The 14,962-nt window shown below is 64.9% G+C and carries 14 protein-coding genes; 9 read left to right on the top strand and 5 right to left on the bottom strand.

Going from position 1 to position 14,962, the window contains the following annotated elements:
* Positions 1–17: 17 nt before the first annotated feature.
* Both AC5WJ1_RS18100 and AC5WJ1_RS18095 read left to right on the top strand, forming a co-directional pair.
* Positions 18–515 carry a hypothetical protein gene (locus tag AC5WJ1_RS18100; RefSeq protein WP_133095163.1) on the top strand — a complete coding sequence of 166 codons (498 nt, stop codon included), beginning with the start codon at positions 18–20 and terminating at the stop codon, positions 513–515.
* Between the two features lie 148 nt (positions 516–663).
* On the top strand, positions 664–1,266 hold the full coding sequence (locus tag AC5WJ1_RS18095; protein ID WP_195431647.1) for a cysteine hydrolase family protein: 603 nt from the start codon (positions 664–666) through the stop codon (positions 1,264–1,266).
* Here AC5WJ1_RS18095 and AC5WJ1_RS18090 read toward each other — a convergent pair.
* The 3 genes from AC5WJ1_RS18090 to AC5WJ1_RS18080 all read right to left on the bottom strand — a co-directional run bounded on the left by AC5WJ1_RS18090 (position 1,263) and on the right by AC5WJ1_RS18080 (position 4,731).
* Positions 1,263–1,640, bottom strand: coding sequence for a RidA family protein (locus tag AC5WJ1_RS18090; protein ID WP_195431601.1), 378 nt, complete (start codon positions 1,638–1,640; stop codon positions 1,263–1,265). The genes AC5WJ1_RS18095 and AC5WJ1_RS18090 overlap by 4 nt on opposite strands.
* Before the next feature lie 911 nt (positions 1,641–2,551).
* On the bottom strand, positions 2,552–3,742 hold the full coding sequence (locus AC5WJ1_RS18085; protein ID WP_434034150.1) for a M20 aminoacylase family protein: 1,191 nt from the start codon (positions 3,740–3,742) through the stop codon (positions 2,552–2,554).
* Positions 3,743–3,744: 2 nt separating this feature from the next.
* Complete coding sequence (locus tag AC5WJ1_RS18080; protein WP_135703825.1) at positions 3,745–4,731, bottom strand: Bug family tripartite tricarboxylate transporter substrate binding protein; 987 nt, start codon at positions 4,729–4,731, stop codon at positions 3,745–3,747.
* A 99-nt stretch (positions 4,732–4,830) separates the two neighbouring features.
* On the opposite strand from AC5WJ1_RS18080, the gene AC5WJ1_RS18075 reads away from it, so the two are divergent.
* From AC5WJ1_RS18075 to AC5WJ1_RS18065, 3 genes are all read left to right on the top strand, one after another.
* Positions 4,831–5,757 (top strand): LysR substrate-binding domain-containing protein, encoded by a 927-nt coding sequence (locus tag AC5WJ1_RS18075; RefSeq protein ID WP_434034667.1) that lies wholly within the window; start codon positions 4,831–4,833, stop codon positions 5,755–5,757.
* Between the two features lie 132 nt (positions 5,758–5,889).
* Positions 5,890–6,540 carry a response regulator gene (locus AC5WJ1_RS18070; RefSeq protein WP_133095159.1) on the top strand — a complete coding sequence of 217 codons (651 nt, stop codon included), beginning with the start codon at positions 5,890–5,892 and terminating at the stop codon, positions 6,538–6,540.
* Positions 6,540–9,455, top strand: coding sequence for an ATP-binding protein (locus AC5WJ1_RS18065; protein WP_434034149.1), 2,916 nt, complete (start codon positions 6,540–6,542; stop codon positions 9,453–9,455). The genes AC5WJ1_RS18070 and AC5WJ1_RS18065 overlap by 1 nt, the downstream gene beginning before the upstream one ends.
* Before the next feature lie 20 nt (positions 9,456–9,475).
* On the opposite strand, the gene AC5WJ1_RS18060 is transcribed toward AC5WJ1_RS18065, so the two are convergent.
* Positions 9,476–9,922, bottom strand: coding sequence for a hypothetical protein (locus AC5WJ1_RS18060; RefSeq protein ID WP_494476844.1), 447 nt, complete (start codon positions 9,920–9,922; stop codon positions 9,476–9,478).
* 267 nt (positions 9,923–10,189) lie between these two features.
* Here AC5WJ1_RS18060 and AC5WJ1_RS18055 point away from each other — a divergent pair, with 267 nt between their 5' ends.
* From AC5WJ1_RS18055 to AC5WJ1_RS18040, 4 genes are all read left to right on the top strand, one after another.
* Positions 10,190–10,519, top strand: a complete 330-nt coding sequence (locus AC5WJ1_RS18055) for a hypothetical protein (protein WP_135703828.1) — start codon at positions 10,190–10,192, stop codon at positions 10,517–10,519.
* Between the two features lie 53 nt (positions 10,520–10,572).
* The gene (locus AC5WJ1_RS18050; protein WP_434034147.1) at positions 10,573–11,007 is read left to right on the top strand and encodes a DUF3302 domain-containing protein; all 435 of its coding nucleotides are present in this window, start codon (positions 10,573–10,575) and stop codon (positions 11,005–11,007) included.
* Positions 11,008–12,186, top strand: coding sequence for an HlyD family secretion protein (locus AC5WJ1_RS18045; protein ID WP_494476843.1), 1,179 nt, complete (start codon positions 11,008–11,010; stop codon positions 12,184–12,186).
* Positions 12,187–12,261: 75 nt separating this feature from the next.
* Positions 12,262–13,629, top strand: a complete 1,368-nt coding sequence (locus AC5WJ1_RS18040) for a TolC family protein (RefSeq protein WP_494476842.1) — start codon at positions 12,262–12,264, stop codon at positions 13,627–13,629.
* Here the strand turns inward: AC5WJ1_RS18040 and AC5WJ1_RS18035 are convergent.
* Positions 13,576–14,943: an MFS transporter gene (locus AC5WJ1_RS18035; RefSeq protein WP_494476841.1), complete on the bottom strand. Its 1,368-nt coding sequence runs from the start codon at positions 14,941–14,943 to the stop codon at positions 13,576–13,578. The genes AC5WJ1_RS18040 and AC5WJ1_RS18035 overlap by 54 nt on opposite strands.
* Positions 14,944–14,962: the final 19 nt, after the last annotated feature.

Raw genomic sequence — 14,962 nt, 5'->3', positions numbered from 1 at the left:
GATCAGTACAAGAGAATATGCACCGCACCGACGAATCACTTTCGGAGCAAGAACCGGCAGCCATCCACGAACCCCGACTGTGGCGAGACAAGGGCTGGACTGCCCGAGTGATCAAGAACGAGGATGGCGACGGCTGGGCCGTCGAAATGATCCGGGATGGCAGCGCAGAGCCGGCGCTTGTCGGTCCCTGGACCATGGGGCGCAACAAGGTCGATCCGAAGCCGCTCGATGCCACGGCTCACCAGACGCTGGTCAAGACCGCCGCCGAAGTCATTCGGCGGCATGAGCAGCAACTGCACGCCCAACTCAACAAGCAGACCAGCTTCGAGACCGAATCCGGAACCGTGACCGTCAAGCTCGTTGTTACGCCGGATGAGTTCGAGCCTTTCGGCACGCTTACGGCAGTGGATCCCTTCGGGGACGTGATCGCGACCGTCAAGGTGCCGCCAGATTTTCGCCTGACGCGGGATAGCGCCGCCCGCTGGGCGGCTGATGGCTTTTGCAAGATCCGCTGACGTCGCACGCGATAGAGACAAGGGCACCCGAGCCCAGAGCGCCCAGCCGATTGTTCGTGGTAGAGTCGATCATCATTCTTTGTCGCATAGCCCTATGTCGCCACCCGTTGAACGTGGGTCCGTCGATCCAGCATACCGCCAACAGGGCATGGAAAGCCCGGGGGATGCGCAAAGTCTGACCGTGCAGGTTCCGGCAATTGTTCCGGCGCAAACCGCTTTAGTGGTCATGCATTATCAGACCGACATACTGGAGTTATTTCCATCGGTTGCGCCCACTTTGCTCTCCAATACCCGCAAGCTGTGCGATGCTGCGCGAGCCAAGGGCATCAGTGTCTATTTCGCCAAGATCCACTTTCGCCCAGGCTATCCGGAAGTCAGTCCGTTGAACAGGAACGGGCAGGGCATCAAGCAACTCGGCCTTTTCGTCGACGACAAGATCTCGCCGGAGCTTGGGCAGCAGGCCACTGAACCGCTCATCATCGCGCATCGCGCCAGCGTGTTCTTTGGTACCGACCTGCAGGTGCGGCTGTCCGCGCAGGGTATCGATACCCTGGTCATGGTGGGCATTGCGTCGACCGGCGTGGTGCTGTCGTCGGTTGCGTACGCGAGCGATGCGGACTTCCGTTTATTTGCGGTCAAGGATTGCTGCTACGACCCGGATCAGGTCGTGCACGATCATCTCTTTTCAACGGCGTTCGATTCGCGCACAACGGTGCTGTCGCTCGCCGATGCCTTGCAGTTGCTTGCCTAAGGCTTATAAGCAACGGCCTCGATTTCCACTTTGGTGCCTGCCATATTCTTCCCCTGCAACGTCGACCGTGATGGCTTGTTTGCGCGGAAGAACTCTTCGTAAATGCGATTGAATGCATCGAAGTCGCCTGCGTCTTCAAGCCAGACTGTTGTCTTCACGACGTCCTCGAGGGTACAACCCGCGAGAGCGAGTACATTGGCGACGTTCTTCAGCGTCTGGCGTGTGTGAGCTTCTATCCCGCCAATGACGATGCTGCCGTCTTCATTCCTGGCTACCTGACCGGACACAAAGACAAAGTCGCCAGCCTTCACCGCCATGGAGCGTGGCAAGGTTCGTGTACCCGGATTGCTCTCTGCAAACTGCTCGATCGTCATTTGGGTCACCTCCCGGATTCCACTGTCCCGTCCTTGCTCCATCATGCGCGCGTTTTCGGGGCGAATACGCCACGGCCTCACTTTCCCGGCTCGCTCCCCTGGTTTCCCGTCATGCAGGAATAGAACGCGGCCCGCACAACGGACAGAGGCGCGGCCCCGAGAAGCGCGTCGGCCTCTGCCTGGCAGTCGCGCGGGGGGCCGGCGGGCATGCCAGGCCGCTCGCCCGCGGCCGTCTTGCCGGGCTGCCTGCCGTCGTTCGCGGCGCAGGCGCCCAGCAGGACCAGGGCGGCGAGTACTTGCACGGATCTGAGGCGCATATTGCAAGGCGCTCCATGGCAGGTCTGGGCATAGCCCGGCGCAAGCGGGGCTTCCGGTAGGCACTATACGCCGCCAACCAGCGATGTGACGCCCGCGCGGGCCGAAGCGAACGACTATGGTACGCGCCGATCAAGGCCTGATGGTCAGGGCCCGCAGCGGCATCCAGCAGAGGACTCCCCTTGCACATGGCATGAACTGCAAAGCAGTCGGCGGACCAGGCAAAGCGTGCCAGCCTCCGGTGGCCTACCTTGATTATGAGTTCGCGACGTCAACCCGAACGAAAATCGACATCAGGGACGCGCTGCAGGCATGGAATAAAGATGCGGCGCCTTGCTGATGATTACAGATCAATAGAAGAGGCTCCTTAACATGCACTACCATCCGGCTTTAGATCCCGTGGCGCTTGTCGCTTGCCTTGCCGGATTGGCCTTGGTTGGATGGGCGCTTGCCGTTTTCGTGCTGTGAGACATCAGTTCAAAAATACCAAAACGTCTCCCCGCGTCGTCCACTGACGAGAACGGCGCATGCTCCAATTCTGAATGACCCTTCTTACGTGATGGCATCGCCGCAACGCGATCTCTTCCGCGCAGGCCTCAGACCAGGAACGTCTCCGCCAGCCGGCACCAGAACGCTGCTCCCAAGGCCAGGTTCCTGTCATTGAAGTCGTAGCGGGGGTTATGCAAGCCACGCGCACCGTCCGACGGGCCGTTGCCGATACGGACGAGGGCGCCCGGGCATTCCTGCAGCATGTACGCGAAGTCTTCGCTGCCCATCATCCTGGGATAGTCGCGGTCTACGTCCTCATGGCCAACAAGCTCCGTGGCAACGTCGGCCGCCAGGGCCACCGCGTCGGCGGCGTTGTCGACGACCGGGTAGCCCTCCACATAGCGGATTTCCGCTTTCGCGCCGTACGATTCGGCGGTCATGTGGACCAGCGTTGTGATGCGGTCCTTCAGTAGTGCGCGCACTTCCGGACTGAACGAGCGCACGCTGATGCCGATTTCGGCATCGGCCGGAATGACGTTCAGTGCGTCCCCAGACCGTAGCCGGCCAACAGTGAGCACTGCCGACTCGTTGGGGGGGACGTTGCGCGAGACCACGGTCTGCAGCGCCATCACGATGGCAGCCGCTGCCACAAGCGGGTCAACCGCCAGGTGAGGGCGCGCGGCGTGGCCGCCCAGGCCCACGACCTTGATAAACACCCGGTCGCCCGCGGCGAGAAACGGTCCCGGACGCATCAGGAACCGGCCCTGGGGGGCACCGGGATGGTTGTGCATGGCAAATACCATGTCGCAAGGAAAGCGCTCGAACAGGCCGTCCGCCACCATGGACTTGGCGCCGCTGTCGAACCCGCGCTCCTCCGCTGGCTGAAAAACCAGGTTCAGCGTGCCGGAGAAGTTGCGCGTGGCAGCGAGGTGCTTTGCCGCGCCAAGGAGCATGGCAGTATGGCCGTCGTGCCCGCAGGCATGCATGAGGCCGGGCCGGCTGCTGGCGTATGGAAGCCCGGTCTCTTCCTGGATGGGCAGGGCATCCATGTCGGCGCGCAGGCCAAGCCGCTTGTCCCCCTTTCCTACGCGCAGCTGGCCGACCAGCCCCGTCTTTCCGATGCCGCGGGTCACCTGGTAGCCCCATTCCTGCAACTTGCCGGCAACCAGATCCGCGGTGTCGTGCTCCTCGAAAGCCAGTTCCGGGTGCCGGTGGATATGCTGCCGCAGGGCAGCAAGTTCGTCGTGTAGCGGGAGCAGGTCGGGAAGCGCTGTACCAGCCTTGGAATCGATGGTCATCGTCAGTCCAGGGTAATGCGATTGTCTTTGGCGATGCGCTGGTAGAACCTGATACGCTGCTCCGTTTCCCTGGTATAGGCCTCTGGCGTAATGTCTTCCGGCACGATCATGCCCTTCGCGACCCAGGTCGAGCGGGTCGCAGGTTCCGCGAGAATCTTGCGTACCGCCAGATAGAGTTGCTGCACGATCGCATGCGGTGTCCCGGCCGGGGCGGCAAGGCCGTTCCATGAAGTCTCATTCAGGTCAGGCAGCTTGAGTTCGGCAAAGGTCGGCACATCCGGCAGTTGCGGCACGCGCGCGGGTGCGGCTACCGCCAGCGCACGCAGCTTGCCCTGGAGGATGTGGTCCAGGTTGGAGGACAGGTTATTCCAGGTCAGGTGCACCTGTCCGCCCAGCAGGTCGGTCAGCGCCGCCCCGGCACCCCGATAGGGAACATGCGTCATCGGGATACCCGCCTGATTCTTGAGAAGTTCCATGCTGACGTGTGACACCGAACCCGTTCCGGCACTTGCATAATTCAGGGCGGTCGGATGGGCGCGCGCATACTTGACCAGCTCGGCGAAGTTGCGAACCGGCAGCGATGCATTGCACAGCAGCACGTTTGACAGCCGGCTGATGAGCGTGATATTCGAGAAGCCCTTCACCGCGTCATAGGGCAGCTTGGGGTTCATCGCGGGATTCACGACATGCGTGCTCTGCGAGGTGACAATGAGGGTGTAGCCGTCGGGCTGTGCTTTCGATACGTATGTGGAGCCGATAGCGCCCCCGGCGCCGGGCCGGTTGTCGACCACCACGGGCTGGCCAAGCGCCTTGCCCAACCTCTCGGCGATCAGGCGGCCGGACACGTCAACCGAGCCGCCCGGGGGAAACGGCACCACCAGCGAGATTGGACGGGCAGGATACTTGTCAGCGGCGAAGGCGGGCAGCTCCAGGCCGCTCAGGCTGCTGAGGGCGGCTGCTTTGAGAAAGGTGCGACGATTGATGGTCATTGCCGGCGTGCGAGTTAGAGTATGTCCCAAGGTTAAGCAGACGCAGACCCGCAGGCAAACGACAAAACCATTGATCACGATAACAAAATGTAATTGAGCATGAAGATTCGCTCTCCTTCACTGGTGGAACTGCACGCCTTCCTGGCGGTTTGTCGGCTGCGCAGCTTCCGCCTGGCGGCCGAGGAACTCTGCGTCACCCAGGCTGCTGTCAGCCGGGCGGTGCAACGCCTCGAGCAGCACCTGGGCGATTGCCTGTTGTTCGAACGGTCCTCGCAAGGCGTGGCACTGACCGAGCAAGGCCGCCAGTTGCGCAAGTTGACGGAGCGCCATGTGCTGGCACTGGAGGCGGCCGCGAACCGGCTGCAGGGGCCGCGCGCCGACGGGAAACTACGGCTGAGTGTGATTCCTACGCTTGGTACCCAATGGCTGCTTCCACGCCTCGCGCGCTTCAGGACGACGCATCCTGAAGTGGACGTCGAGATGCGGCAGTTTCGCCATGACGAGGACTTCAGCCGCGACGACGTAGACATCTGGATCGAGGTGAAGCGACCCAAGCGACGTTGGCCGGCCAGGATGCAGGTGCAATACCTGCTCGGCCGCGAGCTCGTTCCCGCCTGCGCGCCATCGCTGCTGCCGCGCCTGAAACGCCCCGGCGACTTGCTCAAAGAGGTGCTGCTGCACCATACGAACTTCCCGGAGAACTGGGCGCTCTGGGCCAAGGCGGCCGGACTCAGGGCCGCGCCGAAGCTGGGCCCTGGCTATGACCTGAGCATCAACCTGATCTTCGCGGCCAAGGCCGGACTGGGTATCGCGCTGACGCAATCCTGCCTGATCGAGCGCGAACTGGCAGCCGGTGAACTGGTGGAACCTTTTGACATGCCGGTAGACACCGGGCGCGGCTATTTCATCTGCGTGGACGCACAGCGGCCGCGCAGCGCGGCACAGAACGCATTTCTGGACTGGATCCTGGCCGAGGCGCATCGCATCGAGCCGGCTGACGCCGTCGTACCGGGGCAGCGGCGCTGACGCCGCGGCGCCTTCGTTGGTTGTTTGCCCCGTGCGGGCCGTGGGACGATCAGCCAAGCAACTGTCCCGATCTGCAAAACGGACGTGAGGGCCGGTTGGTACAATCGCGAGCCCTATGCAGCCCGGTCTCGCATGCCACCACGTACCCTCTCCGCCGTGATCGCGGACGATCACCCGGTGATTCAACTCGCCGTCAAGACCACCCTGAGCGAGATCCCGAATGTCCACGTATCCGCAATGTGTTCTTCCGGACGGGAGCTTTTCGCTGCGCTGGAGGCGCACCGGCCGGATCTCATTGTTACGGATTTCACAATGGGACATTCCGAAGAGAGCGATGACGGCCTTCGCCTGCTCCAGCGACTCAGGCAGGCCAGCCCCTGTACGCCGATCGTCGTCTTCACGATGCTGACCAACGGCGGCCTGCTCACGCGTATCCAGGAGACAGGTATCGCCGGCATCGTGGGGAAGAACGAGGATCCACGCATCCTGCGGCAGATCTGCATGGATGCGGTCTCCGGTCAGGGCCTGCGCCTGTCGCCGGGAGTATCGGCCAGGATGTCGAGCGCCGGCGCGCTGGCCGGCGCAAGCGCGAGCGCGCTGTCTCCGAAAGAGATCGAAGTCGTGCGGATGTTCGCCGCGGGCAGCACCGTCACCGAAATCGCCGGATACCTGCGCCGCACGCTGGCAACCGTGGCGACACAGAAGCGCTCGGCCATGCGCAAGCTGAACATCACCAGCAACGCGGATCTTGTCGCGTACGCGCGCGACAACGGCCTGACCTGATGGCGGGCACGTTCGAGCCGTCGCCCGACCTGCGCACCGTTGAACGGAACCTGAAGCGGGAACGCCGGGTTTTCTCGATGGTGATTGCGTTGCTGGGGCTGGTCGCCGTCGCGATCGCCGCCACGGGCGCGTGGGTCCGGCTCAATGGCTCGCTGCGCGCCCAGGAGCAGGTGGCCCGCCTGTATGAGCAGGGTGTCGTCGATGCCGTCCTCGAACGCCGGAGCACCCTGGCCGCCAGCAACCTGCTCCTGGAGTTGCGTGCCAATGGCACGCTTCCGCTCTCACCGGACCGTAGGGGCGGCCTCTGCACGCAGGTGTTTCCGTCCGCGCCCGCCGACGACGTTCTGCACCAGAGTTGCGACCAGTCGGTCCGCACGCTGATTGCCGCCAGCCAGCGGCCGTCGATCGAAATGATCTCGATCGCCAGCGGTGCGACGTATCGCTATGAATCGCCCGATGCGTCGGGATCGGGGGCGCGGCCGCTGCCGCCGCCAATGCCGCCGACGCTCATCACCAGCATGATCCTGGAGCGCTTCCGGAGTCGCGATATCGACGTCCTGCAGGCCGCGAGGGAGAAACGCGTCGAATGGCTCGGCGTCCCGGGCAGCGCCGCAGGCGCCGGTCCGGAGATGGTTGGCGCATCGCTGGTGGCAAAGGGCGACACGCTCTACGCGGTGGTGCTGACGCGCATCCCGCTATACGATCTGCTGCGGCCTGCCGGGCCAAACCTGTCGATCCCCGAACCGATCGTGTTCGACAGGCTCGGCACGCCGCTGCTCGCGGCCGGCGCACGGTCCAACGCGCAACGCCTGGATGCCAGGCTGGAAGCGCGGCAGGACGGGATGTTCCATTGGGTCCCGGACTATGGCTGGGCACTGCGCCGCCCGCCACTCGTGGCGGATTTCGGGCACCTGATTTTCGCGCTGCCGATCGGCCATCAGGGGCGGGCGATGATGGAGGACCTGGTTGTCATCGGCGCCATCACCGCGGTGCTGCTTGCTTTGCTGTTCGCGATGTACCGCTACTGGAACTATCGCTTCCTGACCGGCACCTATGCGGAAGCAGCGCGTGCGCAGCGGCTGCTGCACGAAGCCCGGCTCGCGACCGAAGCGGCCGCCAGGGCCCGGGTGGCGTTCTTCGCGTCGATGAGCCACGAGATACGCACGCCGCTTGCCTCGCTGCTGGGGAACATGGAGCTCGTGGCGATGGGGCCGCTGGATCCGGAGCAGCGGAGGAGGGTGGATGCGATGCAGGTGTCGGCCGGAGGGCTGCTGCAGATCGTCGATGAAGTGCTCGACTTCTCCAGGATCGATGTGGGCGCATTGCGCATCGAGGTGCAGCCCGTATCCGTCACGGAGCTGCTCGGCCGCATCGCGATCGCCCATGCGCCGCTTGCCGCGCAGCGCAGCCTGAGCTTCCACGCGGTGTACGGCAGCAATATTCCCTCGCAGCTCGAGCTTGATCCGGCGCGCCTGACCCAGATCGTCAACAACCTGCTTGGCAATGCGTTCAAGTTCACGCCGGCGGGCAAGATTGTGCTGCGCGCGCGATGGCTGGAAGGGAACCTGGAGATCGTCATTGCCGATACCGGCATCGGCATACCGGATGCGTACCGGGACCGGCTCTTCCAGCCGTTCTCGCAGGTCGCCGACAAGCGGATCGCCCAGGCGGGTGGCACCGGCCTTGGCCTGTCGATCTGCATGCGGCTGGTGGAACGGATGGGCGGCAGCATCATGCTGGACAGCACCCTGGACGTGGGAACGCGCGTCACGGTTCGTCTGCCGCTGGGCGTTTCCGACGCGCCGCCGCCGGTGCGCCCGCGCTTGCCGCGGAACCGGACGGTGGTGCTGTCCCGCGATCCCGAGTGCATCGAGGGAGTGCTGAACCATTTCGACTGGGGCGCGTGCCCGCCTTCGGCGCGCTCAGACCTGGACGAGCCCGTGGATGGGGACGGCCATGACTGCCTGCTGGTGACCGAGGCATTTGATCCTGCGCGCGTCCTGGCCTGGTGGCCAAAGCCGGCCTCGGTGGTCTGGCTGAAGCAGCTGGGGCCGCTGGTCGCGACTATCCGGCCGGATGGCGGTCGCGAGGTTTCCAGCTACAGCCTTGCCGGCATCCATGCGGCAGCGCTGGCGGTCATCACCGGGGCACAGCCGCCAAAGCGGAGCGAGGCAGGCCCTGCCGGGCGGCCCGCATCGCCGCTTGCGGGCCATGCCGTGCTGATCGCGGAAGACAACTTGCTGAACCGGAACCTGCTGCGCGACCAGCTGCGGGCGCTGGGCGCGGGCGTCATCGTCGCGGGTAATGGCAGCGAGGCCATGGCGGCGCTGGCGGAGCAGCGCGTGAACGCGGTGCTGACCGATATCGACATGCCCGTCATGAACGGCTTCGACCTGCTCCGGGAAATGAGGCACGCCGGCATCGACATCCCCGTCTATGCCGTGAGCGCCAGCGCGCGGCCCGAGGACGTCGCCGAGGGACGGGCGAGGGGATTCACGGGCTATCTGACCAAGCCGGTATCTCTCGCCGAACTGGCGTCGGTACTAGCACGCAGCGACGATGGCATGGGCCATGAGGATGAGCAGTCAGTCGCATCGTGCGGTGACGATGATCTCCCCGAACTGCCGCGGATCCCTGCCGCGTATGCCGAAGCCTTCCTTGCCCAGGCCGGGGCGGATCTCGATGAATACGACGCGATCCGGTCCGGACGGGACGTGACCTGGCTGGCGCGGTTGCTGCACCGCATCGCGGGCAGCCTCGCGGTCGTCGGGCCGTCGGAACTGGCCGAGCTGTGCGAAGACCTGCGCGAGTACGCCGCGGATGCGGATGGCTGGGACGACGAGATCGAAACGCAGTCAGCGTATATCGCGCGGAGTCTCAGGCAGTTGTGCGGGCGCCTGTCCGTGGCCTCTTGACGCCCTGCCGCCGCGAAACGCTATAGCACAGCGCAGGCTTCCGCGGTGGCGACGACGGTCAGGCTCGCTCGCGCGTCATTGCCCAGCAACACGCACAGGTAGCCGCCCGTCATGTCTTCGGGGCGGGGGTCTTCGTGCCATAGCGGCGGCGGCGGCACCATGGCGGCGTGTTCCCCGCCGACGCTTGCATCGCTCCAGGTGATCGGGATTGGCCCCTCGGGCCTGGTGCCGAGGAAGCAGTATGCCGGAGTGGATTGCGATTGCCGCAACGCGCTCCCGGTTACGCAATTGCCCGCGCGCACCGCCAGCACGTCGTGATCGGTGCGATTGACAGCGACGATCTTCGTCCATGGCCACGGTTCCTGGAATGGGCTGATGAATTCGGCGGTCGGGATTGCACACCCGGACAGGGCGCTTGCGGCGGCAACGGCAGCCAGGCTCGCGGGGATCGGAAAAACAACATTCATAGGGTTCTGCAGGCCGGGCAAGTCTGGACTACACCCGAGCGATATACGACGGCGGACAGGTTAGGCCGCTCACGCCGTCAGGGCTATCAATGGAATTCGAAAAGCGCCGCCGTACCGGGAGCGGATCGGTGCCGCGTTCCCGCACTTTCTAAGTTCTTTGATAGCCGCGACTGACGCATTGCCATAACGTGTGCGCTCCATCGGGATGTGGCGGCAGTGCCAACGCACGTCGACGACATCCGAATCCATTCGAAGGAACCTGCAGACATGACAAACAACCATCGCTCGGCCGTCCGGGCCCTTGGCGCTGCGCTGCTGATCGCGGGCGCTGGCCAGGCTTATGCGCAGCACTCACGGGGACTGGAATCGCAAACGACGCGAGATCAGCCGGATGCGTGCGCCGGAGCCGGACTTGCCGCGAAGCCCGCTGGCTGCCGCGCTGCCAGCGATACTGCCAACAGTAAATACAACCTTCTGTACGTCGAGGGTGCGGCAGCGGACGAACGCGAGGACAAGGCAGTATCCCGCCGGTCCGCAGGACGCGCGCGCGCGGACGCCTACCGGGGCGGCTCGCGCAGCGACCCCACCGGCTCCTGACCGGACAGTGCATTGTGTAACCGAGCGCCAACGCTCCATCTCAAGACAATTCGATGAAACTGCGCCCCTATCTGCTGGCGGGCATCGGCCTGCTGGCATCGAGCGAACCTGCCTTCGCATCCCTACTGAGCGGCAAGGCCCTTGAGACCGCGGCCAACGCCATTTCCTGGGTGGTCCTGATCTTCGTGCCGGTGGCAGGGGGCTACCTGTTCTGGATGCTCCATATCTGGCCCGAGAAGATCGCGCAGCGCAAGCGCCATCCGCAAAAGGAAGCCATCCACTCGCTATGCCTGCTGTCGCTTTTCTTCGGCGGCTTGCTGTGGCCCCTGGCCTGGCTCTGGGCCCACACGAAGCCCGTGTTCTACCGCGCCGCGTACGGCACCGACAAGGCCCCGGAGGACGATGACGCGCCCGACCATGGCACCCGGCAGCCAGCCGCGACGATGGAAATCGCCAGCAGCATGCGCGCCGGACAGGAGCGGATCTGAATGGATGCACTGCTGCTTGGTGTCTACGCGCTGGCCGTCTGGCTGATCTTCTTCAAGTTCAAGTGGCTGCCGTGGAACACGACGTCGATGGTCATCGTATTCACGATTCCCGTGGTTGCGCTGCTGCTGCTGATCCTGACGCTCAATGTGGTGGCGCCGTCCACCCATGACGTACGCGTGGTCGGCAAGGTCCTGCAGGTTGTGCCGCAGGTTCGCGGCCGCATCGTCGAGCTGCCGGCCGAAGGCAACCGGCGCTACAGCAAGGGCGATGTCCTGCTGCGGATCGATCCGACTCCCTATCAGGCCGCGGTCAGGCAACTCGAAGGCAGGCTGCGGGCCGACGATGCCGCGCTGGCGGAAGCCGAGGCCTCGGCGCGCCAGCTCGGCGAATCGGTTCGCGGCGCGGCCGGCCGGGTCGGCACCGTGCAGGCCAGGCTGTCGCTTGCCCGCCAGCGCGTCAAGGAGCATGAGGCGCTGCTCGCGGCAGGCGCCGGTTCAAAGTTCGACCGGGAAGACGCGCTGGCCCGCCAGCGTGAACTGGAAGGCGAACTGGTCAGCGCGCAGGCCGCCGAGGACGAGGCCCGGCAGAAGTTGTCGGCCAGGAGCCAGGGCGAATTTGCCGCCATTGCCACGGCGCGCGCGAAGCGGGCGGAAACCGAGGTCATGCTGGAGAACGCCCGCTGGGAACTTGAGCAGACCGTCTACCGGGCGCCCTCCGATGGCACCGTCGTGAACCTGCAGGTACGGGTGGGCACCATGCTCGTGCCGTTCCCGTTCTCGCCCGCGTTCAGCTTTGTCGAGGATCAGCAGGAAGTCATTGCCATTTACCGGCAGAACGAGCTTTACAACGTCAAGGCGGGCGACCTCGCCGAGCTCTATCTGCCGACACATCCGGGCGAGATCATCAAGGCGAAAGTCAACTCGGTCGTGTGGGCGCAATCGCAGGGCCAGATTGCTCAGGGCGGCATGATTCCCAACACCGGCGCCACCGATGCGGTGCCGAACCGCTTCGCGGTCAAGTTCGACCTGCGCGACGAATCCCGCGGGCGGATGCTGCCGGTCGGGGCAGTCGGGGCGGGCGCGATCTATACGAAGCATATGGAAGTGTTTCACATCATCCGCATGGTCTTCCTGCGCGTCAGTTCCAAGCTGAACTACCTGGTGTTCAAGCTTCACTAGGTTCACTGGATCCGAGGTTCGACAGAGATTCGATAGAAATTTGATAAAGGGAAGTCCGTGTCGTCGTTTCAACCAATGAAGACCTTGCTGCTGGCGTTTCCGCTCGCCATGCTTTGCGGCTGCGCCCTGCAGGCACCGCCCGAGGGCGCGGACCTTCGGCGCCAGGCCGTGCCCGCGCTCGAAGGACACGCCACGTGGGCGAACGCGGCCACAGCCGGTGACGCCGCCAACGGCTGGCTTGCCACCTTCGACGATGCCGGACTGCAACGGCTGGTGCACGAGGCCATTGCGCACAACGGCGATCTCCGGCTGGCCGTGGTGCGCGTGCAGCAGGCGCAGGCGCTGGTCGCCATCCAGCGCAGCGGCCTGCTGCCGGACGCGGGCGTGAAGGGCAGGGCAGGCAATTCGGAAACGCAGATCCTGTCGTTCGGCGCAAGCTGGGAAATCGACCTCTGGGGACGCATCCGCGCCCAGTCGCGCGCGGCGGAATCGCAGTACGCGGCCACCAGGGACGACTATCTCTGGGCCCAGCGCGTGGTGGCAGCGACCACTGCCAGGGCATGGTTCACGCTGATCCGGAACGCGCAGCTGGAGGACCGGCTGCGGCAGTCCGCCGCCATCCAGGAAGAGCTGGTGCGGATTACCGGCCAGCGTGTCGAGATCGGGGTAGCGCCGGACACCGAGCTGCTGGATGCGCGCAATGCACTCCGCGCGCAACGCGACGCAATCGGAAAGGCCGAACTGGCCCGAGGCCAGGCCGCGCAGGCGCTGGAGCTGCTGCTGGGCCGCTATCCCGCCGGAGAAATCGCGACGGCGCCGGAACTGCCCGCCATGCCACCGGCCCCGGCCGCGGGCTTGCCGGCGAACCTGCTCGGGCGTCGGCCTGACCTGACCGCGTCGGCGCACCGCGTCGCGGCGGCCTTCGATATGCGGCAGTCTGCGCAAGCGGCACGCCTGCCGCGGGTCTCCATCAGCGCAGCCATCACCGGCATCCGCAGCGACGTGTTCCTGCTCAACCAGGCCGGCACCCCGATCAAGGGGCTCAATGGTTCCTTCTTTGCGCCGCTCTTCACGGGCGGCGAGCTCAAGGCCAGGGCGGACTACTACAGCGCCGAAGAGAAGGCCGCCCTGATCGCCTATGGCAACACCGCGCTGCAGGCACTGGGCGAGGCCGAGGCAGGACTGCGGGCCGAATCCGGCTATGCCGGGCGCACCAGGCAACTGCGGGAGCGGGTGGATGAAAGCCGTGAACTGGTGCGGCGAACGGAGGCGCGCGCAGCCATCGGCGCCACGGATACGCGCAGCCTGCTAAAACAGCGGCAGGCACTCGTGGCCGCCGAGATGGATCTAGTCAACGTGCGGGCCGATCATCTCGACCAGCGCATTGCGCTATTGCTGGCGCTGGGTGGCGACTGGAGGGACGAGGCAGGCGCGGGCGGCTGACTTGTCTGCCGATGCCGACCGCCTGTGATCGATCAGCAGGACCGCCACCATGCCAATCACGGCGGGAATCGCAATCGCAATGAAGTTCTGCTGCAGCGGCAGGTTCATGGCGACGAGTACGCCAATGACGATTGGCGCCAGGATGGCCCCACAGCGGCCGACACCCAGCGCCCAGCCGAGTCCGGTGGAACGGATCGCGTTCGGGTAGAACTGCCCGGTGTAGGCGTTCGCTACGATCTGCGTGCCGATCGTAGAAGCGCCGGCAAGGCCCACCACGAGATACTGCAGTTCCGCGGGCAGCCTGAACCCGAGCAGCGTGATCGAGACCGCGGCCAGCGCATACATCGCGGCAAGCACGTACTTGATGTGATAGCGATCGGCCAGCCATCCGCCGCCGACGGCACCGATCATGGCGCCGATGTTGAGGACCAGCACGAACGTCAACGCGGAGCCCAGGCTGTAACCCGCGCTTGCCATCAGCCTGGTCAGCCATGAACTCAGGGCGTACACCATGAACAGGCACATGAAGAACGCGATCCAGAACATGAGGGTGCTGAAGCCGCGGCCGTCGTGGAACAGGTGCCGGATCGGCGCGCTGTCGGCCTTGTCCTGGGCAGGCACGGAGAACCGGTCGGTTGCGGACCAGCGGCGGCCTGGTGCGAGTCTGGCAACGATGCGGCGCAATGCCTCGTCGTCGCCCCTTGCCAGCAGGAAGGGCATCGATTCCGGCAGCGACCTGAGAATGGCGGGAACAAGCAGAACGGGAAGGCCGGCAGCTAGGAAGACCGATTGCCAGCCATACGTTTCGATCAGGCCCTTGCCGAGGATGGCGGCGAGCATCCCGCCGACGGCATAGCCGCTGAACATCAGGGTGACCAGCGTCGCCCGCATCCGCTTCGGTGCGTACTCTGTCATCTGCGCGACGACATTGGGCATGACGCCGCCGATGCCCAGCCCGGCGAGGAAGCGCGCAATGCCGAAGAGCAGCGGATCCTTGACCATGCCAGCCGCGGCGGTGAACACGCTGAACAGGATGACGCAGATCGCGATGGCCCAGCGCCGGCCGATCCTGTCGGCCAGGGTGCCGAGGAAGATCGCGCCGAATACCATGCCGAACAGGGCGGAGCTGACCATGAGACCGGCCTGCGCCGGTGCCACGCGGAGGTCCTTCATGATCGACGGCAGTGCGATGCCGACGACTGCCAGGTCATATCCGTCGAAGATGATGATGATCGCGCACCAGAACAGCACGCGCGCATGGAAGCGATTGAAGGAGGCCTCGTCGGCCAGCTTGTGGACGTCGATTTGCGACATGGGGGCTTGTCTCCGGTAT

This window comes from Cupriavidus sp. MEYA8, assembly GCF_059278825.1.
Note: the sequence above shows the minus strand (reverse complement) of the source record. Positions and strands in the feature narration are given on the sequence as shown.